This is a genomic window from Saprospiraceae bacterium (assembly GCA_016717265.1).
In the GTDB taxonomy this organism is placed as follows: Bacteria; Bacteroidota; Bacteroidia; order Chitinophagales; family Saprospiraceae; genus Vicinibacter.
The window spans coordinates 1146563-1164046 of sequence record JADKFX010000001.1 but is presented as its reverse complement, the minus strand read 5'-3'; the positions used below and the strand labels follow the sequence as shown (position 1 = coordinate 1164046).

General features: G+C 33.6%; 9 protein-coding genes. 5 read left to right on the top strand and 4 right to left on the bottom strand.

Annotated features, from left to right (window positions below; translation table 11 throughout):
* Window positions 1–97: 97 nt before the first annotated feature.
* The gene (locus IPO86_04575) at window positions 98–1087 is read left to right on the top strand and encodes a GSCFA domain-containing protein (protein ID MBK9727378.1); all 990 of its coding nucleotides are present in this window, start codon (window positions 98–100) and stop codon (window positions 1085–1087) included.
* A 195-nt stretch (window positions 1088–1282) separates the two neighbouring features.
* Here IPO86_04575 and IPO86_04570 read toward each other — a convergent pair whose 3' ends face one another.
* From IPO86_04570 to IPO86_04555, 4 genes are all read right to left on the bottom strand, one after another.
* On the bottom strand, window positions 1283–4936 hold the full coding sequence (locus IPO86_04570) for a T9SS type A sorting domain-containing protein (protein ID MBK9727377.1): 3654 nt from the start codon (window positions 4934–4936) through the stop codon (window positions 1283–1285).
* A 103-nt stretch (window positions 4937–5039) separates the two neighbouring features.
* The gene (gene ligA / locus IPO86_04565; GenBank protein ID MBK9727376.1) at window positions 5040–7154 is read right to left on the bottom strand and encodes an NAD-dependent DNA ligase LigA; all 2115 of its coding nucleotides are present in this window, start codon (window positions 7152–7154) and stop codon (window positions 5040–5042) included.
* Window positions 7155–7290: 136 nt separating this feature from the next.
* Window positions 7291–9825 carry an outer membrane protein assembly factor BamA gene (gene bamA, locus IPO86_04560; protein MBK9727375.1) on the bottom strand — a complete coding sequence of 845 codons (2535 nt, stop codon included), beginning with the start codon at window positions 9823–9825 and terminating at the stop codon, window positions 7291–7293.
* 369 nt (window positions 9826–10194) lie between these two features.
* Window positions 10195–10938, bottom strand: a complete 744-nt coding sequence (locus tag IPO86_04555; GenBank protein ID MBK9727374.1) for an isoprenyl transferase — start codon at window positions 10936–10938, stop codon at window positions 10195–10197.
* A gap of 97 nt (window positions 10939–11035) precedes the next feature.
* Here IPO86_04555 and IPO86_04550 point away from each other — a divergent pair, with 97 nt between their 5' ends.
* The 4 genes from IPO86_04550 (at window position 11036) to IPO86_04535 (ending at window position 17137) form a co-directional block, all read left to right on the top strand.
* The gene (locus tag IPO86_04550) at window positions 11036–12100 is read left to right on the top strand and encodes an undecaprenyl/decaprenyl-phosphate alpha-N-acetylglucosaminyl 1-phosphate transferase (GenBank protein MBK9727373.1); all 1065 of its coding nucleotides are present in this window, start codon (window positions 11036–11038) and stop codon (window positions 12098–12100) included.
* On the top strand, window positions 12087–12446 hold the full coding sequence (gene crcB, locus IPO86_04545; GenBank protein MBK9727372.1) for a fluoride efflux transporter CrcB: 360 nt from the start codon (window positions 12087–12089) through the stop codon (window positions 12444–12446). The genes IPO86_04550 and crcB overlap by 14 nt, the downstream gene beginning before the upstream one ends.
* A 131-nt stretch (window positions 12447–12577) precedes the next feature.
* Window positions 12578–16063: a hypothetical protein gene (locus IPO86_04540; protein MBK9727371.1), complete on the top strand. Its 3486-nt coding sequence runs from the start codon at window positions 12578–12580 to the stop codon at window positions 16061–16063.
* A 111-nt stretch (window positions 16064–16174) separates the two neighbouring features.
* Window positions 16175–17137: a MoxR family ATPase gene (locus IPO86_04535; GenBank protein MBK9727370.1), complete on the top strand. Its 963-nt coding sequence runs from the start codon at window positions 16175–16177 to the stop codon at window positions 17135–17137.
* Window positions 17138–17484 lie beyond the last annotated feature (347 nt).

Sequence of the window (17484 nt, the reverse complement as noted above, 5' to 3'; positions counted from 1 at the left end):
AAGGTAATACCCTCTGGATGTATTCAGGATACTTTTTAAAAATATAATAAATATCTTATTTGGGTTTAAATTTCTTTAATTTTGAGATCGAAATAATATGTATACAAAAATAACTTTTCCAATTTTAGCTGCCCCCATACAGATAGCCCACCAGGATACACTATATACCTGCGGAAGTTGTTTTGCAGAAGAATTAACGAACCGTTTAAAAACCTATAAGTTTAAAGTACACGAACATCCATTTGGGATTGTTTTTAACCCGCTTTCTATTGCTTCCCAATTGCAACACATTATAAATCAACGATATTATTCTTTGGATGATTTAGTTTTTAATGATGGACTTTACCACTCACTAGACCACCATAGTGCTTATTCAAACGCCGACAAAAGCATCGTTTTAGAATCTATAAACCCTCCACTTGAATCTGCATTTAACGCATTGGCTTCGGGTACTGTTTGTGTCATTACTTTCGGATCGGCACATTATTACAGGGATACCAATAATTTACAGATCGCTGCAAACTGTCACAAACTTCCGGCCTCTCATTTTGAAAAAAAAAGAGCTCAAATTGATGAAATCCTGGAAGCTATGAAAGCCGTTTTCGCGCAATTAAAAAAAATCAACAAGGATATTAAAATAATACTAACCGTCAGTCCGGTTCGCTATTTTAAAGATGGCATAATTGAAAACAACAGAAGCAAAGCGGTGCTGCATTTGTGCTGCGAAGAATTATGCAATGTATTTGATTTTGTCAGCTATTTTCCTGCATATGAAATTTTTATGGATGACTTAAGAGATTATAGATATGTTAAAGAAGATTTAGTACATCCAAATAAAATGGCTATCGACTATATCTGGACATACTTTGAAAAATCTTATTTAAGTTCATCTACCCATCAAGCAATTCATGAATTAGATCAATTTCATAAATTGTTACATCATAAAATTCTAAATAAACGAGCAGATTCCTTTCCCGTTTTTCTTCAAAAACTAGATACCAGTTTGAAAGCATTGCAAGTTCGATTTCCGGAATTTGATTTTACTACAGAAAAATTATTCATTGAGAATATACAAAACGAACATTAAAATTTATGGTAAAAAGTCATAAAATATTTAAACTGAATGATTTCAACCAATAGTTTTCAGCAATAAATATTTCAAAATAACTCAGGTAACAAAATTTCAAAATTTGAGATCATTGCGATCATCAAACTTTATAAAATGCGATTCAAACTACCTTAAAGAATTTCTTAAAGCGAACTTAAAATAAATACTCTAATATTATCGCTTCAACACAAGCTTCGTAGCAGAAAAATGTCTTCCTGAACGTATTTCCAAAATATAAATGCCATCTGAAAATTCTTCAATATTAACTTGTTCTGCTTTTAACAAGCCAATGTTCTTACGCAATAAGACCTTGCCCTGCAAATTTAAAATCCGCAGACTTGCATTTTTATCTAATATTTTAGCTGCCGCTATTTGCAATAAACCTTTTGAAGGATTTGGATACACATTGATTTCAAGTTCCTTTTCTTTATCATCTGTCGACACTGTTCCAATTTGAATTCTAAAAAATTCAGAACCAAACCAACCTCCAGTACCATCTTTCACCGTAAATAAAAATCCATCCAACTCCATGGCGGCACCTTGATGACGATAACTTAAATTACCATCATTAATATCTTTTTGATTAAAGCTTGAGCCATCCGTAGCAACCACACCTTTTATCAACAAATCACCTCTTTGAGGTGTCAAAACAATCGTGTAAACAAGTTCAGCTGCCGTATTATCATTGTCTTGCGATAACAATAAATCCTGACCTATGGACTTTGTTTCTGAAGGATTCAATTGCAATCCAACATTGTTGATAAGAAACGGATTATTAACTAAGATTTCTGAACAAATATCTAATGAATACGTATTGAATTCTGCAAAACCACTCAATCGATTATCTGTTGAAATTTCTAATCTCCAATCTCCTTTTTTATTTTCACTATTAAACTTTGTTAAAGATTCAATGGGTCTTATAATTTTACCTTGAATTGGTGGACAGCCATTTGTAACAGTAAAACTACCATCATCATCAAACGAACAATCAAATTGATCCGTAACGCCACAATTTTTATCAAATAAAATTGCTCTGGTTCCTAATGGGCTCACTAAGGTAAGGCTTACGCTATTAACCCCAATCGCCGAGCCTTTAAAGGCTTTTAAATTTACATCACTGATGATTCCGGCATCCTTAATAGGAACGATCATATTTCCTGTTTGGTTTGCTCTTCTGCTCAAAACATTTCCAGGATATTCCGTGGTAACACAAGACTTATTGATGGTATGAAATGGAGATGGAACCGTTGGTGATCCTGCGCCACATCGGTTCACAGGAATAATTCTCCAATAATATAATTGATTTTCATTAAATAAAATATTCGGTTTAAAACTTGATCCAGTGATCCCTTTAATACTGTAGATAATAGTATTACCAAATGCCGGAGAAGTTGCCACCTCAAGCTCATAAGTAACTGCATTCTGACTTAATGTCCATTTAAATTCAATGGCTTGACTTAGTCCAGCCAAACCACTCGCCGGGAACACCGTTTTCAAATCTGAATAATCAATACTCACTAAGTCCAATTCAATTTCTTCTCTTAAGGTATCTCCATTTGGACTAATTGCTACAACAACCAAATTAGAAATACCTGGGTTGCGGACCTCTGAAAAATCCAGGTGCAATTTTGTTGAACCATCAACACCGATCGTATTATTTTCAAATCGGTATAATCCTTTATCCGGAAGGCCACTTTCAACATATAATCGGACATTTCCACCAAAACCTGCTGTTGCACAAGCTGTGATATCAATATCTGTTGAATTCGGGACACAAAATTTTAATTTATTTGGAGATACTCCAAAATTCAATTTAGGGGAAGTAGAAGCTCTCACTTTAATGTCTGCATCGGAAACATCAAAGAAAATATTCTCTGCTGATTCTACTAAAATTCTTGCTCTGGAAGCGCCCACTAAAGTATCTGGTACTGTAATTAATTCTTCTCCATCATTTTCTGTATTCAATACTAAAGGAATTAAATTATTTGTAATTAAACGGTTTGGCATCAAATAGATGTTTACCCGTTGACAGTTCACTAAAGATTTATCTGTATTTGCAACATCCCAACTTACTTTATTACATACATTGGTAAAAAGGGTGTCTGTTTGTGAATCATTTGGATAGGTCACACTAAAAGGACCTGCGGATTGAATTGCCCGAAAAAAAGTTTGTTTCCATGCAGTTCCACCTGAACCTGCATGATTGTCTCTTGCTGTAAATCTGAAATTTATTTGTCTATTTATCGTAGGGAGTACTTCTGTCCTTTCAAAATTAGCTTTCGTTAGTATGGTGAGCCAGGCTGGAACGATTCGTATCGGATTGATACCTGGAAACAAAGATTTAAATAGCGGACCTTCTTCCGTCAAACTTGGTTCACCAAGCACTGGGCCATAACCTCCAGCATCATATTGTTCCCAATTATAAGTAAGAGAATCATTTTCCATATCTGTGGCTTTCCCAGACAATTTAAAAGGTGTTCTGATAGGTATATATAAACCACTTGGAAATAAAATTTCTGGATTTGGAAATGTATTTGTTGTTGGTGTGGAAATTCCACAAGTACTACCATCAAATTTTCTTGTAAAATTTATAATCCGTTCTACTGAATTTACATGAAAATAATTTGGATGTGGCAAATTTCCTGATTCCACATTTAAACCACCTCCACATAATCCACTATAGGACATAATGGAAGTACCGCTACCGGGTTCATAAGAAGTTGCAGATTCATTTCCATTACAGTTTGAAAACGTATGGGATGCATCAAATTGATGTCCCATTTCATGACAAGTTATACGTTGACTTACATATGCGATATCAGACGTATACCAACAGGTAACCCCTCCACCTTTTATTCCGCCACAAACACTTCCAAGAAAAGCAATGCCTCCAACATCAGAACAAGTTATCGTATAAACATGGCCGATATCATATGTACCCCTCCCAACTTTTGCCGTAATTACGTCTGTATTAATACCTAAAGTACTGCCACCGGAAGTAGGCGTTGGATATGGATCTATAACAGGATCTAAAAAGATTAATCGATCATTATTTGCAATAAGATTTAAATGTACTGAAACATCTTTTTCATAAACAGCATTAATTAAACTTAGAGAAGCCACCATTTTATCCAGAGCAGTGGCTAAAGTACCTCCTCCAAGATTTGCTTGTTGACCCCAATCTCCTGTACATGCCAATGCTAATCTATACGTGCGTAAATCAACAGGTAATCCAGCGCCCAAATTACTTCTAGACTGCATTTTTTGATTCAAGTCTGGCTCTTCTGTGGCCGATAATTTGGCTAGTTCTTTAGTTCCACAACTTAATTTTAATGGATCCTGGATTACTAAATCTTTAGCATTAAAAACGCCATATAAATTCAAATTTGATTTATGAATTGCTTCTATAACTATATCGCCCTCCTGAGTAAGGATAAATGCCTGAAAACTATAAGGCGAAATAGACATTCTCATATAATTTATACCATCAGTACCTTTATACGTCTTGATTTCTGGGTACTTTGCTGCTAATTCTGGCTCCATAACCGGAGATTCGCTCAAGTAAAACGTACGTTGAGTGCCATCCGGCATTGGAAATTGAACTGGAAATCCATGGTTTGCCTTGTTTTCAAATGGCACATTATTTAAAAGATAGTCTCTAAACGACTTATGATCAATTTGAAATACCTGATAATTAGAGAGTTGATTCCAGGAACTGGTTTTGGAAATTTCAGGTTGATCTGCCGGAAGTGACCAAAATGATTTCTGAGCGTTCATATTGAGCGCAAACGCCAAAAAGGCAAGGGTAGCTAAAAGTCTTGTTTTCATGATTGATATATTACCTACTATGGTACCTTTAATAACGACAAAATTAGGCAAACGTTGGTGGATCCCTTTAGAATTTTAGAAGATTAGCAGATTTTAACAAAGATCATCCGATTTTTTGAAGAAAATCCTCTTCTGTCCAGATCTCAACGGTTCCCAAAGCTCTAGCTTTTGTCAGTTTTGAACCTGCATCTTCCCCAACCACCAGGATGTTTAGATTTGAACTGACTGCCGATAAAATTCGGGCTCCGGCTTTTTCTGCTATTCCTTGAGCTTCTTTTCTATCTAATTGCTTTAGAGTACCTGTGAATAATATGCTTTTTCCAGAAAGTGCGGCGTTTTCTGAAACCATTCTAGGTCTATCTTCATCAGTCTGTTTCATATTAATTCCCAAGGTTTCCATTTCCTGGATCATCGCAACATTCTTCGGTTGTGAAAAAAATGCTATAATATTTTGTCCCACAACGGGACCTACATCTTTAATAGAAGTATAGTTTTCAAGAGTCCAATTGGCAAGATCTGGCAAATAATCCAAATGCTCTGCAATGAGTTTACTGACTTTTTTACCTAAGTGATGAATGCACAAACCATGTAGTAATCTATAAATAGGATTATGTTTTGCTTTTTCAATAGACTGTTGTAATTTTTCAGCAGACTTCTTCCCTAAACCGTCAAGTTGAGCAATTGCTTCAAAATCTAATTTATATATATCCGCCATTGTATGCAACCAACCTAACTCATAGAATCGTTCAACTAAAGACTTTCCAAATCCATCAATATCCATAGCATCTTTTGAAACATGATGAATTAATCGTTGAACAACTTGCGCTTCACATAAAAAATTAGGACAACGCCAGGCAGATTCATCTTCTTCGCGAATTAATTTTGTTTTACAAGCAGGACAGTTGCTAGGAAATTCAATTGGCATTTCATTTCCTGTTCTTAATTCTGTAAATGATTTTACAATATAAGGGATTACATCCCCTGCACGTTCTACTAAAACCTGATCGCCATATCGAATATCTCTGGCTTTAATAAAGTCTTCATTATGTAAAGAAACGGATGAAACAATAACACCTGCCAATTGGACTGGTTCAATTTTTGCAACCGGTGTAATAGATCCGATTTTTCCAATTTGAAATTCAACATTTATCAAAGTAGAGCTTGCTTGTTTTGCTTGAAATTTAAATGCAACGGCCCATCTTGGATGATGCGAGGTATAATCACATTTCTCTTGTAGTTTCAGATCATTCACTTTTACTACAACCCCATCAATGTCATAGGTGTATGCATCTCTTTTTTCAACCCAATGATTGATATACTTTAGTACTTCATCGATATTATTGCAGATCTTTCGTTCGTGTAATGCCACTTTAAAGCCAAGTGAATCCAAAATTTTCATCCAATCAGAATGGTTTTTTTGATTCATCATTGCGTTTTCACCATCCTTGCCAAGAACAAACGAAACCTGAAAAATAAAAACATCCAATCCGCGATTTGAAGTTTCGGCGGCATCTTTTACTCTTAATACGCCGGTTGCAGCATTTCTTGGATTCGCTAATAAAGCCAAACCTTCTGTTTCGCGTGCTTCATTAATTTTATGAAACATGGATTTGCTAATTACCGCTTCTCCACGCAATTCGATTTTTTGGATTCCAAATTTTGAAAATTCCGCTTTTAATGGAACCGAACGGATGGTTCTTGCATTTTGTGTAATGTCTTCACCGCGGGCCCCATCACCTCGGGTAGCTGCTCGAATTAAAAAATCGTTCTCATAAATTAAAGCGATACTTCCACCATCAAATTTAGGTTCTGCAAAGTAACTCACAGCACTCTCTAAAACCAAACCACAAAGCTTCTTTACCCTGTTATCAAATTCATTAAGATCTTGTGAATTATAGGAATTTTCTAATGAAAGCATTGGACTTAAGTGTTCAACCGATTGAAATTGATCTACAAGATCACTGGATACCCTTTGTGTCGGCGAATCTGGTGTTATCCAAGCTGGATGTTGAATTTCTATCTTTTCAAGAATTTTGTATAAAACATCATATTCATAATCAGAAATCAACGGATTGTCTTGGACGTAATATTGCCATTCATGAAATCGAATAATAGAACGAAGATCTTCCAGATCCAATGCATTTGCAATCAGCTTTCCATTTAATAATGCTTTCGTTTGATGATTTAAATCACTTATTTCGGCTGTAGAATATTTCATGAATCCAGTATCTGAATTTTGCAAAGATAAGGATGGCAATTCATTTTAAAAATGTGCACTGCCTTTTATCCATAGAAATGGTTCTTTGATGTTTTTAAAAAATCTAAGAATTCAGACTTACCATTTTTCAATTAAATTACTCCGGTTCAAAACCGAGCACTAAACTAAATTTAGCATAATCCTTAACGCTTGTTGTTTTAGGATCCAACCAAGGTTTATCAAAGCCTATACCATAATCAAAACCAAGCAAACCAAACATCGGTAAAAATACCCGGACACCAACACCAACCGATCTTTTTAAAGAAAATGGATTATAATCTTTAAAGGAATTCCATGAATTTCCTCCTTGTGCCCATATTGCACCATAAATTGTAGCACTTGGATTTAATGAAAGAGGATACCTTAATTCCATAGTGAACTTATTAAATATAGTTGCATCTTCAGTACTTATTATATTCCGGTCAATTAGAATTTTTTCCTCAATGGTTTTAGCTTTTACATCTTCCACTTCGTAACCCCGCAACGCAAATATATCTCTACCAGTGACCGTAAAAGATTGGTTATTTAAACCATCACCTCCTAAAACAAATCGTTCGAAAGGTGGGGTTTTTAATTTACTATTATAATAACCTAAAATTCCAATTTTGGCATTGAAAGCCAAAACTAATTTATCAACTAAATTTAAATACCATTCGCCATCTATTCTCCATTTATGATATTCAACCCATCTATATTTTTCACTAGGACCAATACTATCTGGATTCCAACCACTTCTGAATAAAGAATACGGTGGAGTTAATTGCAATGAAAGTGATAATCTCGACCCTGATCTTGGAAACAAAGGTTCTGAAACAGTCGATCTTACCACCGTACTTTTAAGACTTATATTATAAAAATCTCCATTATCAACATTCACCGAACCTGCAGAAAAACCAGCATAATTATTTAAGCGGATCCGCTCTAAATTTAAAGATGTTGAAACTGCAAAATTATCATCTGGCCAGGTAAGTTGTGAACCTAAAGCCCCACTAATTCTAGCAATGGATAAAAGTCCCCCGTTAACTGAAAAAGCGCGATTGTCTATTCTACTATAGATTGCTCCAATCGTTAAGGATGTAGGCCTCGTACCACCTAGCCAGGGTTCTGTAAATGAAAAATTATAAGATTGATACTGTCTTCCATTTGCTTGTGCGCGAAGTGATAGTTTTTGACCATCTCCTTGTGGCAAAGGACTCCAGGAAGATTTTTTAAAAAAATTACGCGTTGAAAAATTATTAAATACTACGCCTAATGTTCCAATCAAACCGAATGCACTCCAACCAGCAGATAATTCTAATTGGTCTGATGGTCTTTCTTCTACTGCATATTCAATGTCAACAGTACCTCTTCGTGGATTAACAGGTGTATTAATTCCAAGTGCTTCCGGATTAAAAAATCCTAAGGCCATAATTGCACGTTGGGATCGAATAATATCGGAGCGACTAAATTTTTGTCCCGGACGAGTTCTCAATTCTCGTCTGATAACTTCTTCATTTGTGCGCTCATTTCCTCTTACAATAACTTTATCAATGGTAGCCGGTGGCCCTTCCGTAATTCTGATTTCAATATCCACAGAATCATTCTCCACAGCAACTTCAATAGGTTCTGCTTTAAAAAACAAATACCCTTCATCCATATAAAGACTACTCACATCCCGGCCATCTTGGGCAAAGCTCAATCTTTTTTGAAGAAGTTCCTGATTATAAACATCTCCTTTTTGGATCCCTAAAACATTTTTAATATGGCTTTCTGGATATAATGAATTTCCTTTAATTGCAATATTTCTAAAATAAAAACGATTTCCTTCATGCACATCGATATGAATTTTTAATTTACCATTGGAAGCCCTCCAAATAGAATCTCCTAAAATCGATGCATTTCTAAAACCTACACTATTGTAATAATTTATAATATTATCTTTATCTACTGCATATTTATCTTCCAAAAACTTTGACTTGCTAAAAATTTGCCAAAACCGTTTGGTGTCCTTCATTTGTTTTCGCAATTTTCTAGCAGTAACCTCTTTGTTTCCAGAAAATGTAATATTGCTAATTTTTACACGCTTGCCTTTATTAATGTCAAATAAAATTTTAATAGAATTCGGTTTTTTATCTTCCGGAAATTCAAGAATTTCAACCTTTGTATCCAGATATCCTTTTTCAATATAGAAATTCTGAAGACTAGAGATTAATGCCTCTTTTATTTCATTTGTAAACACAGAATTCTTTGGTAGATGATTGGATACAATTACATTCAAATCTTCATGTGCTGATTTCTTTACCCCTTTAAAAGAATGCGTTGCATATCTTGGCTTTTCCTGAACTTGAATTTCAAGGCTAATCACATCTTGTACCTGATTGGTAATTTTAATTTCTACCTGGGTAAATAATCTTTGTTTATAAATTGCTTTTATCGCATTTGGAATATCGGGTCCGGGAACATTGATTTTCTGACCAACTCTCAAGCCTGAAATCCCTATGATGGCTTTTTCATCACTAAATTGATTACCTACAACTTTTAAACCTGAAATCTCATACGATTTATTATCATATGGCAAAAACTCTTCATTTTGAGCTTTCAAACTTAAAGAAAGAGATAGAATTCCAAAAACGACAAGAAGGCACTTACTCATATATTTTGATCAGATCTGTGTTGTTAAACGTATCCAGATGAAACTGAATTGTGGGCGCAAAGGTAATTAATACGGTCATTGTTATAGAAGAAGTTTATAGCATCTTAGGTTCTAAGTTACTGAAAACAGTAACAGACCTCTCGGAAATCAAATTTTTTGTGAATATTTCAAAAGATCTGTAGAAAAGATTAAAAAACCTGCTAAATGTTGCATTCATATCATATTTAAGGTGGATTTTTAAGTATTACCCGAGCCGCTTGATTTCATGATTAGTATGCAAATTTTAAGGATGGCTACTATAATTTCAAATCTTTAAAATACTTAAATATACATTATATTACTGATATTCAATAACTTACAATATTTAAATTAACTTAATTGTTCGGAAATTTTACCAAATCTTCGTTGTCGACCCTGATAATCTAAAATCGCTTCATAAAGATGTTCTTTTTTAAATTCAGGCCAAAAAACCGGTGTAAAGTATAGTTCGGTATATGCCAATTGCCAAAGTAAAAAATTTGAAATCCTGTGTTCCCCGCTTGTTCTTATTAATAATTCGGGATCTGGAATCCCATGTGTGCTTAAAAAGGACGAAAATTGAGATTCATTTATTGGTGCCTGAATCTTGTTTTCCATTAGATTTTGAGCAATTAAATTAACAGCCTTCAAAATTTCCCACCTGGAACTATAATTTAATGCAAGAATGAGGTCCATACGGGTATTTTGATTCGTCTTTTCCATGCCTGCATTTAAAGCATCCTGGGTGCTTTTAGGCAACATCGAAAGATCCCCAATTGCGCGTAAACGAATTTTATTTTTTTCCAATGCAGATAATTCATGCTTGAGCGTTTCTACCAACAAACTCATTAAGCCTTTTACTTCCAGCTGAGGACGATTCCAATTTTCAGTTGAAAAGGCATACAAGGTAAGGTATTTAATACCCAGTTCTGCGGATGCTTCCGCTATTTCCCGCACAGTTTTAACACCCGTTTTATGACCAAAAAGCCGGGGTAAACCATTCCGTTTAGCCCAACGACCATTCCCATCCATAATAATAGCAATATGCTTTGGCAGCTTATTTGGATCTATTTCTGAAATATTTTGACTTTCCATTTAAAAATGTAAAGTTAAGAATTCATCGCTTTCAATTTGATATATTAAAAGTTTTCAGAATTTGTTTATTTTGCTGCTCCTAATTGACCAAATCAATATGTTTTACAGGCTCGTTTTAAGTTTTCTGACTGCATTTATTTTTACTTACTTAATCATACCATCCATCATTAATATTGCTAAATTTAAAATGTTAACTGATGAACCTGATGAAAGACGAGCCCACAAAAGAAGTATACCCACCCTTGGCGGTATTGGGATCTTTGCTGGTGTTTTATTTTCCATCGTACTTTGGACACCATTTAATGTATTTGGTGACTTGCAATATATACTTTGTGCATTTATAATTATTTTTTTAATTGGCGCTAAAGATGATATTATCCCATTAACACCCTATAAAAAAATGTTAGGTTTGATTTTTGCTTCATTTATTCTAATTTTTAAAGCGAATATTAGAATTACAAGCTTTTACGGAATTTTCTATATTGATACATTACCCTACTGGATAAGTATTATTATTTCTCTTTTTACGATATTAGTCATTGTAAATGCTTTCAATTTAATAGATGGTATTAATGCATTAGGTGGCAGTTTAGGAATTTTAATTGCTACGGCATACGGATCTTGGTTTTACCTTGCAGATCAAGTGGTATTAAGTATTATTTCATTTGCTCTAGTTGGATCCTTATTTGCCTTTTTAAAATTTAATTTGACTCCGGCTAAAATATTTATGGGCGATACTGGATCTTTATTAATTGGATTAATTTGTTCCATTTTAACAATAAGTTTTATTGAATTAGCATTTCAGGCAACAAATCCATTATACAAAATTATTTCTGCACCTGCAGTTGCAATTGGTATCCTATTTTTACCCTTATTTGATATGCTTCGAGTTTTTTTTGTACGTATAATTGCTGGAAAATCACCATTCCATCCGGATCGACAACACATTCATCATTTAATTGTAGATGCAGGTTTAAATCATCTGCAAGCAACCTCTGTCTTAATTGCAGTAAATGCAGTTGTTATGCTTGTTGTCGTAAAAGCACAAGCAATCGGAAATCTATTATTACTTTTATTTATCGTTTCCGTTGGACTTCTGCTCATAGGTCTCTTACTTTACCTGAAAAAAATTAAAACGCCCAGTATTCATGATGCTCTATAAAGTGCTACTTATATTTCTTGGAGGTGGACTTGGCAGTTTAATTCGGTTTGGAATATCAAATCAACCGTATCTCTTTTCTAATAAATTTCCATTAGCTACTTTTTTAACAAACATCGTTTCTTCTTTAATTTTAGGTATCAGTTTTAAATATTATCAAATAAATGAATCTCAGCATTGGATCCGCTTTTTTATAATGATTGGTTTTTGTGGCGGCTTAAGTACATTTTCTACTTTTACAGCAGAAAATTTTAACTTAATTCAACAATCTCAATACAGTATATTTGTAGCATACACCTTGCTTAGTGTAAGTATATGCTTGTTCTTTTTTTGGCTCGGATTGCGATAACAGGATTAGAATATAAGCTACTGCATAAAAGAAACATTTAGACAATGCCGCATTTAATGATGTATAATAAGACTTAAATTTAAGCATACATTTCAACAATATTTAAAGTTTTCAATACGTACTTAATTATATTGAAAAAAATAATAATACTTATATTTTGGATTTTTACGATTCTTCTTGTCGGGAATCAAAACTGTATATCACAAATTAATTCACTCCGATGCAAAGTAGTAAATTGTGAAGACTCCATTAATTTAACAGATAGCCTTTTAATTTCTGGACCCTCTATAAAAATTCAATCCCTGCAAGCACCGACCCGATTCTATGATTTTGATTTTAATGATTCGACTCAAATTTTAAAAATAAAATACCCAATACCAGGAGACAGCATTCGAATCTGTTATAGAGTTTTTCAACTTGCACAAAAAAGATCCTACTTCTTATTTGATAGTTCAATCCGACAAGATCCTGCACGACCAGATTATGCAAATCCTGGCTTTGAAATTAAATCCAATACAAGCTGGTGGAATAGTCCGGGTATTAATTATACGGGCAACTTTACCCGAGGTATTAGCACAGGAAATAATCAATCATTAGTATTAAATTCTAATTTGAATTTACAATTAAGTGGAGATTTAGGCGATGGCTTTTCATTATTAGGTGCTATTTCCGACAACCAAATCCCAATTCAACCTGAAGGGAATACCAGGCAAATACAAGAATTTGATCGACTCTTTATTAAACTTTCAAAAAAAAATCAACATCTTACAGTAGGTGATTTTGAAATTTCCAAACCTGCCGGCTATTTCTTGAATTATTATAAAAAAAATAAAGGCGGCTTACTGGAAACCAAACATAAAATAAATAATTGGAATCTTGAAAGTAAATCCGTATTTGCAATTTCAAAAGGAAAATCAAACAGACTCAATTTAAAAACCCAAAATGGAAATCAAGGACCGTATCGTTTATCTGGAAATAATGGTGAACAATTTATTATCTTGTTAGCAGGTAGTGAAAAAGTCTGGATAGATGGAGATTTAATACAAAGAGGTGAAGATGCTGATTATAGTATAGATTATAATCTTGCCGAAATACGGTTCACACCAAAACGGATTATTTCAGATATCTCAAGAGTCATTATTGAATTTGAATATTTAGATCAAAACTATACCCGAAGTCTCGCCTTGCTCCAAAGTTCAATTAAAAATAATAATATCGAAAGTTATTTTAATTTTTATAACGAACAAGATAGTAAAACGCCTGCCGTAGCAACGGATCTTGATTCTCTTGATAAAGCCACGTTGATTGGAAGTGGTGACGATATTAAACTTGCCGTGAGATCAGGGATTCGCAAAGCGGGAAGTAATTTTAATATAAATCGTATTTATTATAGAGAACGGGACACCTTGGTTATAATTTCTGGTATGTCTGTGAATCTGAAATATTTAATCTTTGATCCGAATGCAGATAGCACGGCACTTCAAGTTGGATTTTCAGAAGTGGTTTCAGGGAAAGGCAATTATATATTAAAACAAAGTACTGCTAATGGTCGGGTATATGAATGGATTGCACCGGATGTTATTTCAGGAAATCCAAAAGGAAATTATGAACCTGTAATTCCTTTGATAGCACCTCAACAAATTATGATGATGAATGCAGGCATCCTTTGGAAAGGGAATCATAATAATCTCAGTGGTGGATTAGAATTGGCCCTTTCATCTGTCGACAAAAATAGACTTTCCAATATTCAGGATAATGACAATCAAGGGCTCGCATTTAAATTTCAAACTTCGCTTCCTACTTTAATTTTTTCTGATTCCTTGTTTAAAATAAAAACAAATTTGTACTATGAATATAATCAAAAAAACTTTTCTTCTATAAATCCCTATCGAAATGTTGAATTTGCTAGAGATTGGAATATTACTTCACAAACTGGATCTAGTGACCATCTGCCCAGAATTTTACTGAATGCATCCATTGGATCCAAATATTCCTTAAACTATGAACACATGCAGTTTATTCGGTCAATTGGCTTTAAAGGACAGAAAAATACCATGGATGGTAATTGGAATGATTCTTTAACGAATGTACAAATTTCATATAACATCCTGCAAACACAAGATGCCAATGAACGTTCTAGTTTTGAAAGACCAGGATTTTTAATTTCCCGAAAACTTCCAAAAAATTGGAAACTACAACTTCAGGGATTGCAAGAAAAAAATACACGTTATTTAAATTCTACGGATAGTTTATCTGCAAATAGTTTTTACTTTAAGGTTTTGGAAGCACGGCTGCAAAAAGATACTAAAAAAGATGTTAGTATAAGTTTCACTGTAAAACATCGCTTAGATTATCTTGCAAATGGATCTGCGTTTACAAAGCATTCTATTTCTGATGAAGCCTATTTAGAAAGTCAAATAGATCGCAAGCAACTCGGTATTTTAAATATAAAAGTAAGTGGCAAAAGAAGTCAATATACTAACAGTCAGTTAAATGATTCTTTAGCAAAAATTTATTTTTTAGGTGCCCTGGATCATCAAATAAATATTTGGAAAAAATTAATCAGTTTTAAAAATTATTATGAGTTACAAAGTGGTGTAGAACCCCGCCAGGAGTTTGTTTTCGAAGAAAAAAGACCTGGAGAAGGAAATTTTATTTTTATGGATTTTAATAAAGATGGTGTTCGTCAAATTTATGAATATGTATATGCTCCTGATATTGACACAGCGCGGTTTGTCCGATTTCAACTATTGAATTCAGAATATGTTCAAATATATCAATCGAGTTGGAATCAATTCATTAACATAGATCCAAAAAATGTGATTCAAGGGAAATCCAAATTCTCTAAAATAGTCTCTGCGTTTTATTTAGAAACAGGATTCAGATTCAATTCAAAAGTTAATAAAGAATCAGAAATTAGCACCCGAATAAACCCTCTTTATTTTATAAAAAATAAAAGTGATTTAATAGGATACGCTTCATTTATTCAACAAAATCTATATTATAACAGGGCACATCCAATCTATGAAATTCAAACCGGATTTCAACAAACTGCTCAAAAAATTCTATTAACATCAGGTTCCGATGAAAAAAAATTACAAACTACAAATTTGAAGGCTCGTTTTACTACTTTTAAAAAATTGGATTGCAACCTTGAATTCTTTTCGAAAAAAGATGATAAAGTCACTCAATTTTATTTAGATCAAAACTATCGGATACAAACCATTGGCTTTCATCCTTTTTTAGTTTACCGAATGAATCCATATGCCAGAATGAATGCTGGACTTTCGATTCGCAATGCTACCGAAAAAAATCAAGGCAAAGAACGAGCAGATTTTGTTGAACTTGAATTAGGTTCTGCTTTGTTTTTATTTAAAAAGCTTAGTATTAGATCTGAACTTAAATACATTTCAATACAATTTCAAGGCGAATCTGGCAGTATTATAGAATTTAATATGCTGGATGGCTATAAAGATGGCAATAACTATAATTGGGATTTACAATTTGATTATAAAATTAATTCCCTGATCCAACTTCAATTTTCATATTCTGGCAGAAAAGCAGCATCTTCAGAAACACTACATACGGGCAGAATGCAACTTAGGGCTAATTTTTAAGACCCCCAAAGCCTATTTTTAGGAGTTTTGGGATTATAATATTTAGGATCTCTAAACCGTTTTATGCCTTCGAATGTTTAACTTTGCAAATCTTAAAAATTAAAAAACAAAATGCAGTATAGCTCAGACGTGGAAGGAATGAATGCCCTTGCAAAATCTTATAAGGAACTAAAGGCGGAAATTGGAAAAGTAATAGTTGGTCAGGATGAAGTCATTAAGGCAACCCTAATTTCACTTTTTTCTAATGGACATAGTTTGTTGGTTGGGGTGCCGGGTTTAGCAAAAACCTTGTTGATTAATACAATTTCTGAAGTTTTGGATCTTAGTTTCAAGAGAATTCAGTTTACACCCGATTTAATGCCATCTGATATAACGGGTTCTGAAATTTTAGATGAAGAGCGAAAATTTAAATTTAATAAAGGGCCTCTTTTTGCAAATATCGTTCTTGCAGATGAAATTAACAGAACACCACCAAAAACCCAATCTGCGCTCTTGGAAGCAATGCAAGAACGAAATATTACAGTCAGTGGGGTTAAACACCTGCTACCGGTTCCATTTTTTGTGTTGGCAACTCAAAATCCTATTGAACAAGAAGGCACTTATCCATTACCTGAAGCTCAATTGGATCGTTTCATGTTTAATATTTTTCTCGATTATCCAACATATCAAGAAGAATTACAAGTTGTAAAGCAAACAACGTCAGATCAAACAGTTCAATTAAAAAATGTTATTAGTTCTAACCAAATTATGGAATTCCAGCGTTTGGTTAAAAAAATACCTATTGCTGATAATGTCTTGGAATATGCAGTTTCATTAGCAACCAGAACGCGACCAAATGCTGCAAATACCATTAAAGAAGTTAATCAATATGTAAGTTGGGGTGCAGGTCCCAGAGCTTCTCAATATTTAGTTTTAGGCGCAAAATGCAATGCTGCATTAAATGGAAAATACTCTCCTGATATTGAAGATGTACAAGCTATTGCTCCTTTAGTATTAAGGCATCGAATCGTTCTTAATTACAAAGCCGAAGCGGATGGATTAAATGTCGATCAATTCGTTAAAACACTCCTTTAAATTCGTTAAGATTCCATTAAAATTAGGTATTAATTTTTTGATCTTTTTTACTATAAACTGGATGTTTTAGGTATTCAAAACTATAAGCTATTATTTGTTTATTTTTAAGGTCATTCAAATAAGCGTTGTAAAATAATATATACTAAAATGACGTAATTTTAATGCTCTTGTTTTGAGCCTTCCAAATTTAACCATACAGTAAGTTATACCGGCCATTACAAATCAATCAGATCACCAGATGGATTTAGTTTGGTGTCAAATTACTCTGTAAAACAATTTAGCTAATCCATCATTTAGAATTGAAACGTGGTAAAAGCTTATATATCAACATTTTAACACAATTTTTC

Bases quoted from the DNA above. Each gene is read 5' to 3' on its own strand.
- IPO86_04575 (MBK9727378.1), top strand. From the start codon at position 98: ATGTATACAAAAATAACTTTTCCAATTTTAGCTGCCCCCATACAGATA.
- IPO86_04570 (MBK9727377.1), bottom strand. From the start codon at position 4,936: ATGAAAACAAGACTTTTAGCTACCCTTGCCTTTTTGGCGTTTGCGCTC.
- ligA (MBK9727376.1), bottom strand. From the start codon at position 7,154: ATGAAATATTCTACAGCCGAAATAAGTGATTTAAATCATCAAACGAAA.
- bamA (MBK9727375.1), bottom strand. From the start codon at position 9,825: ATGAGTAAGTGCCTTCTTGTCGTTTTTGGAATTCTATCTCTTTCTTTA.
- IPO86_04555 (MBK9727374.1), bottom strand. From the start codon at position 10,938: ATGGAAAGTCAAAATATTTCAGAAATAGATCCAAATAAGCTGCCAAAG.
- IPO86_04550 (MBK9727373.1), top strand. From the start codon at position 11,036: ATGTTTTACAGGCTCGTTTTAAGTTTTCTGACTGCATTTATTTTTACT.
- crcB (MBK9727372.1), top strand. From the start codon at position 12,087: ATGATGCTCTATAAAGTGCTACTTATATTTCTTGGAGGTGGACTTGGC.
- IPO86_04535 (MBK9727370.1), top strand. From the start codon at position 16,175: ATGCAGTATAGCTCAGACGTGGAAGGAATGAATGCCCTTGCAAAATCT.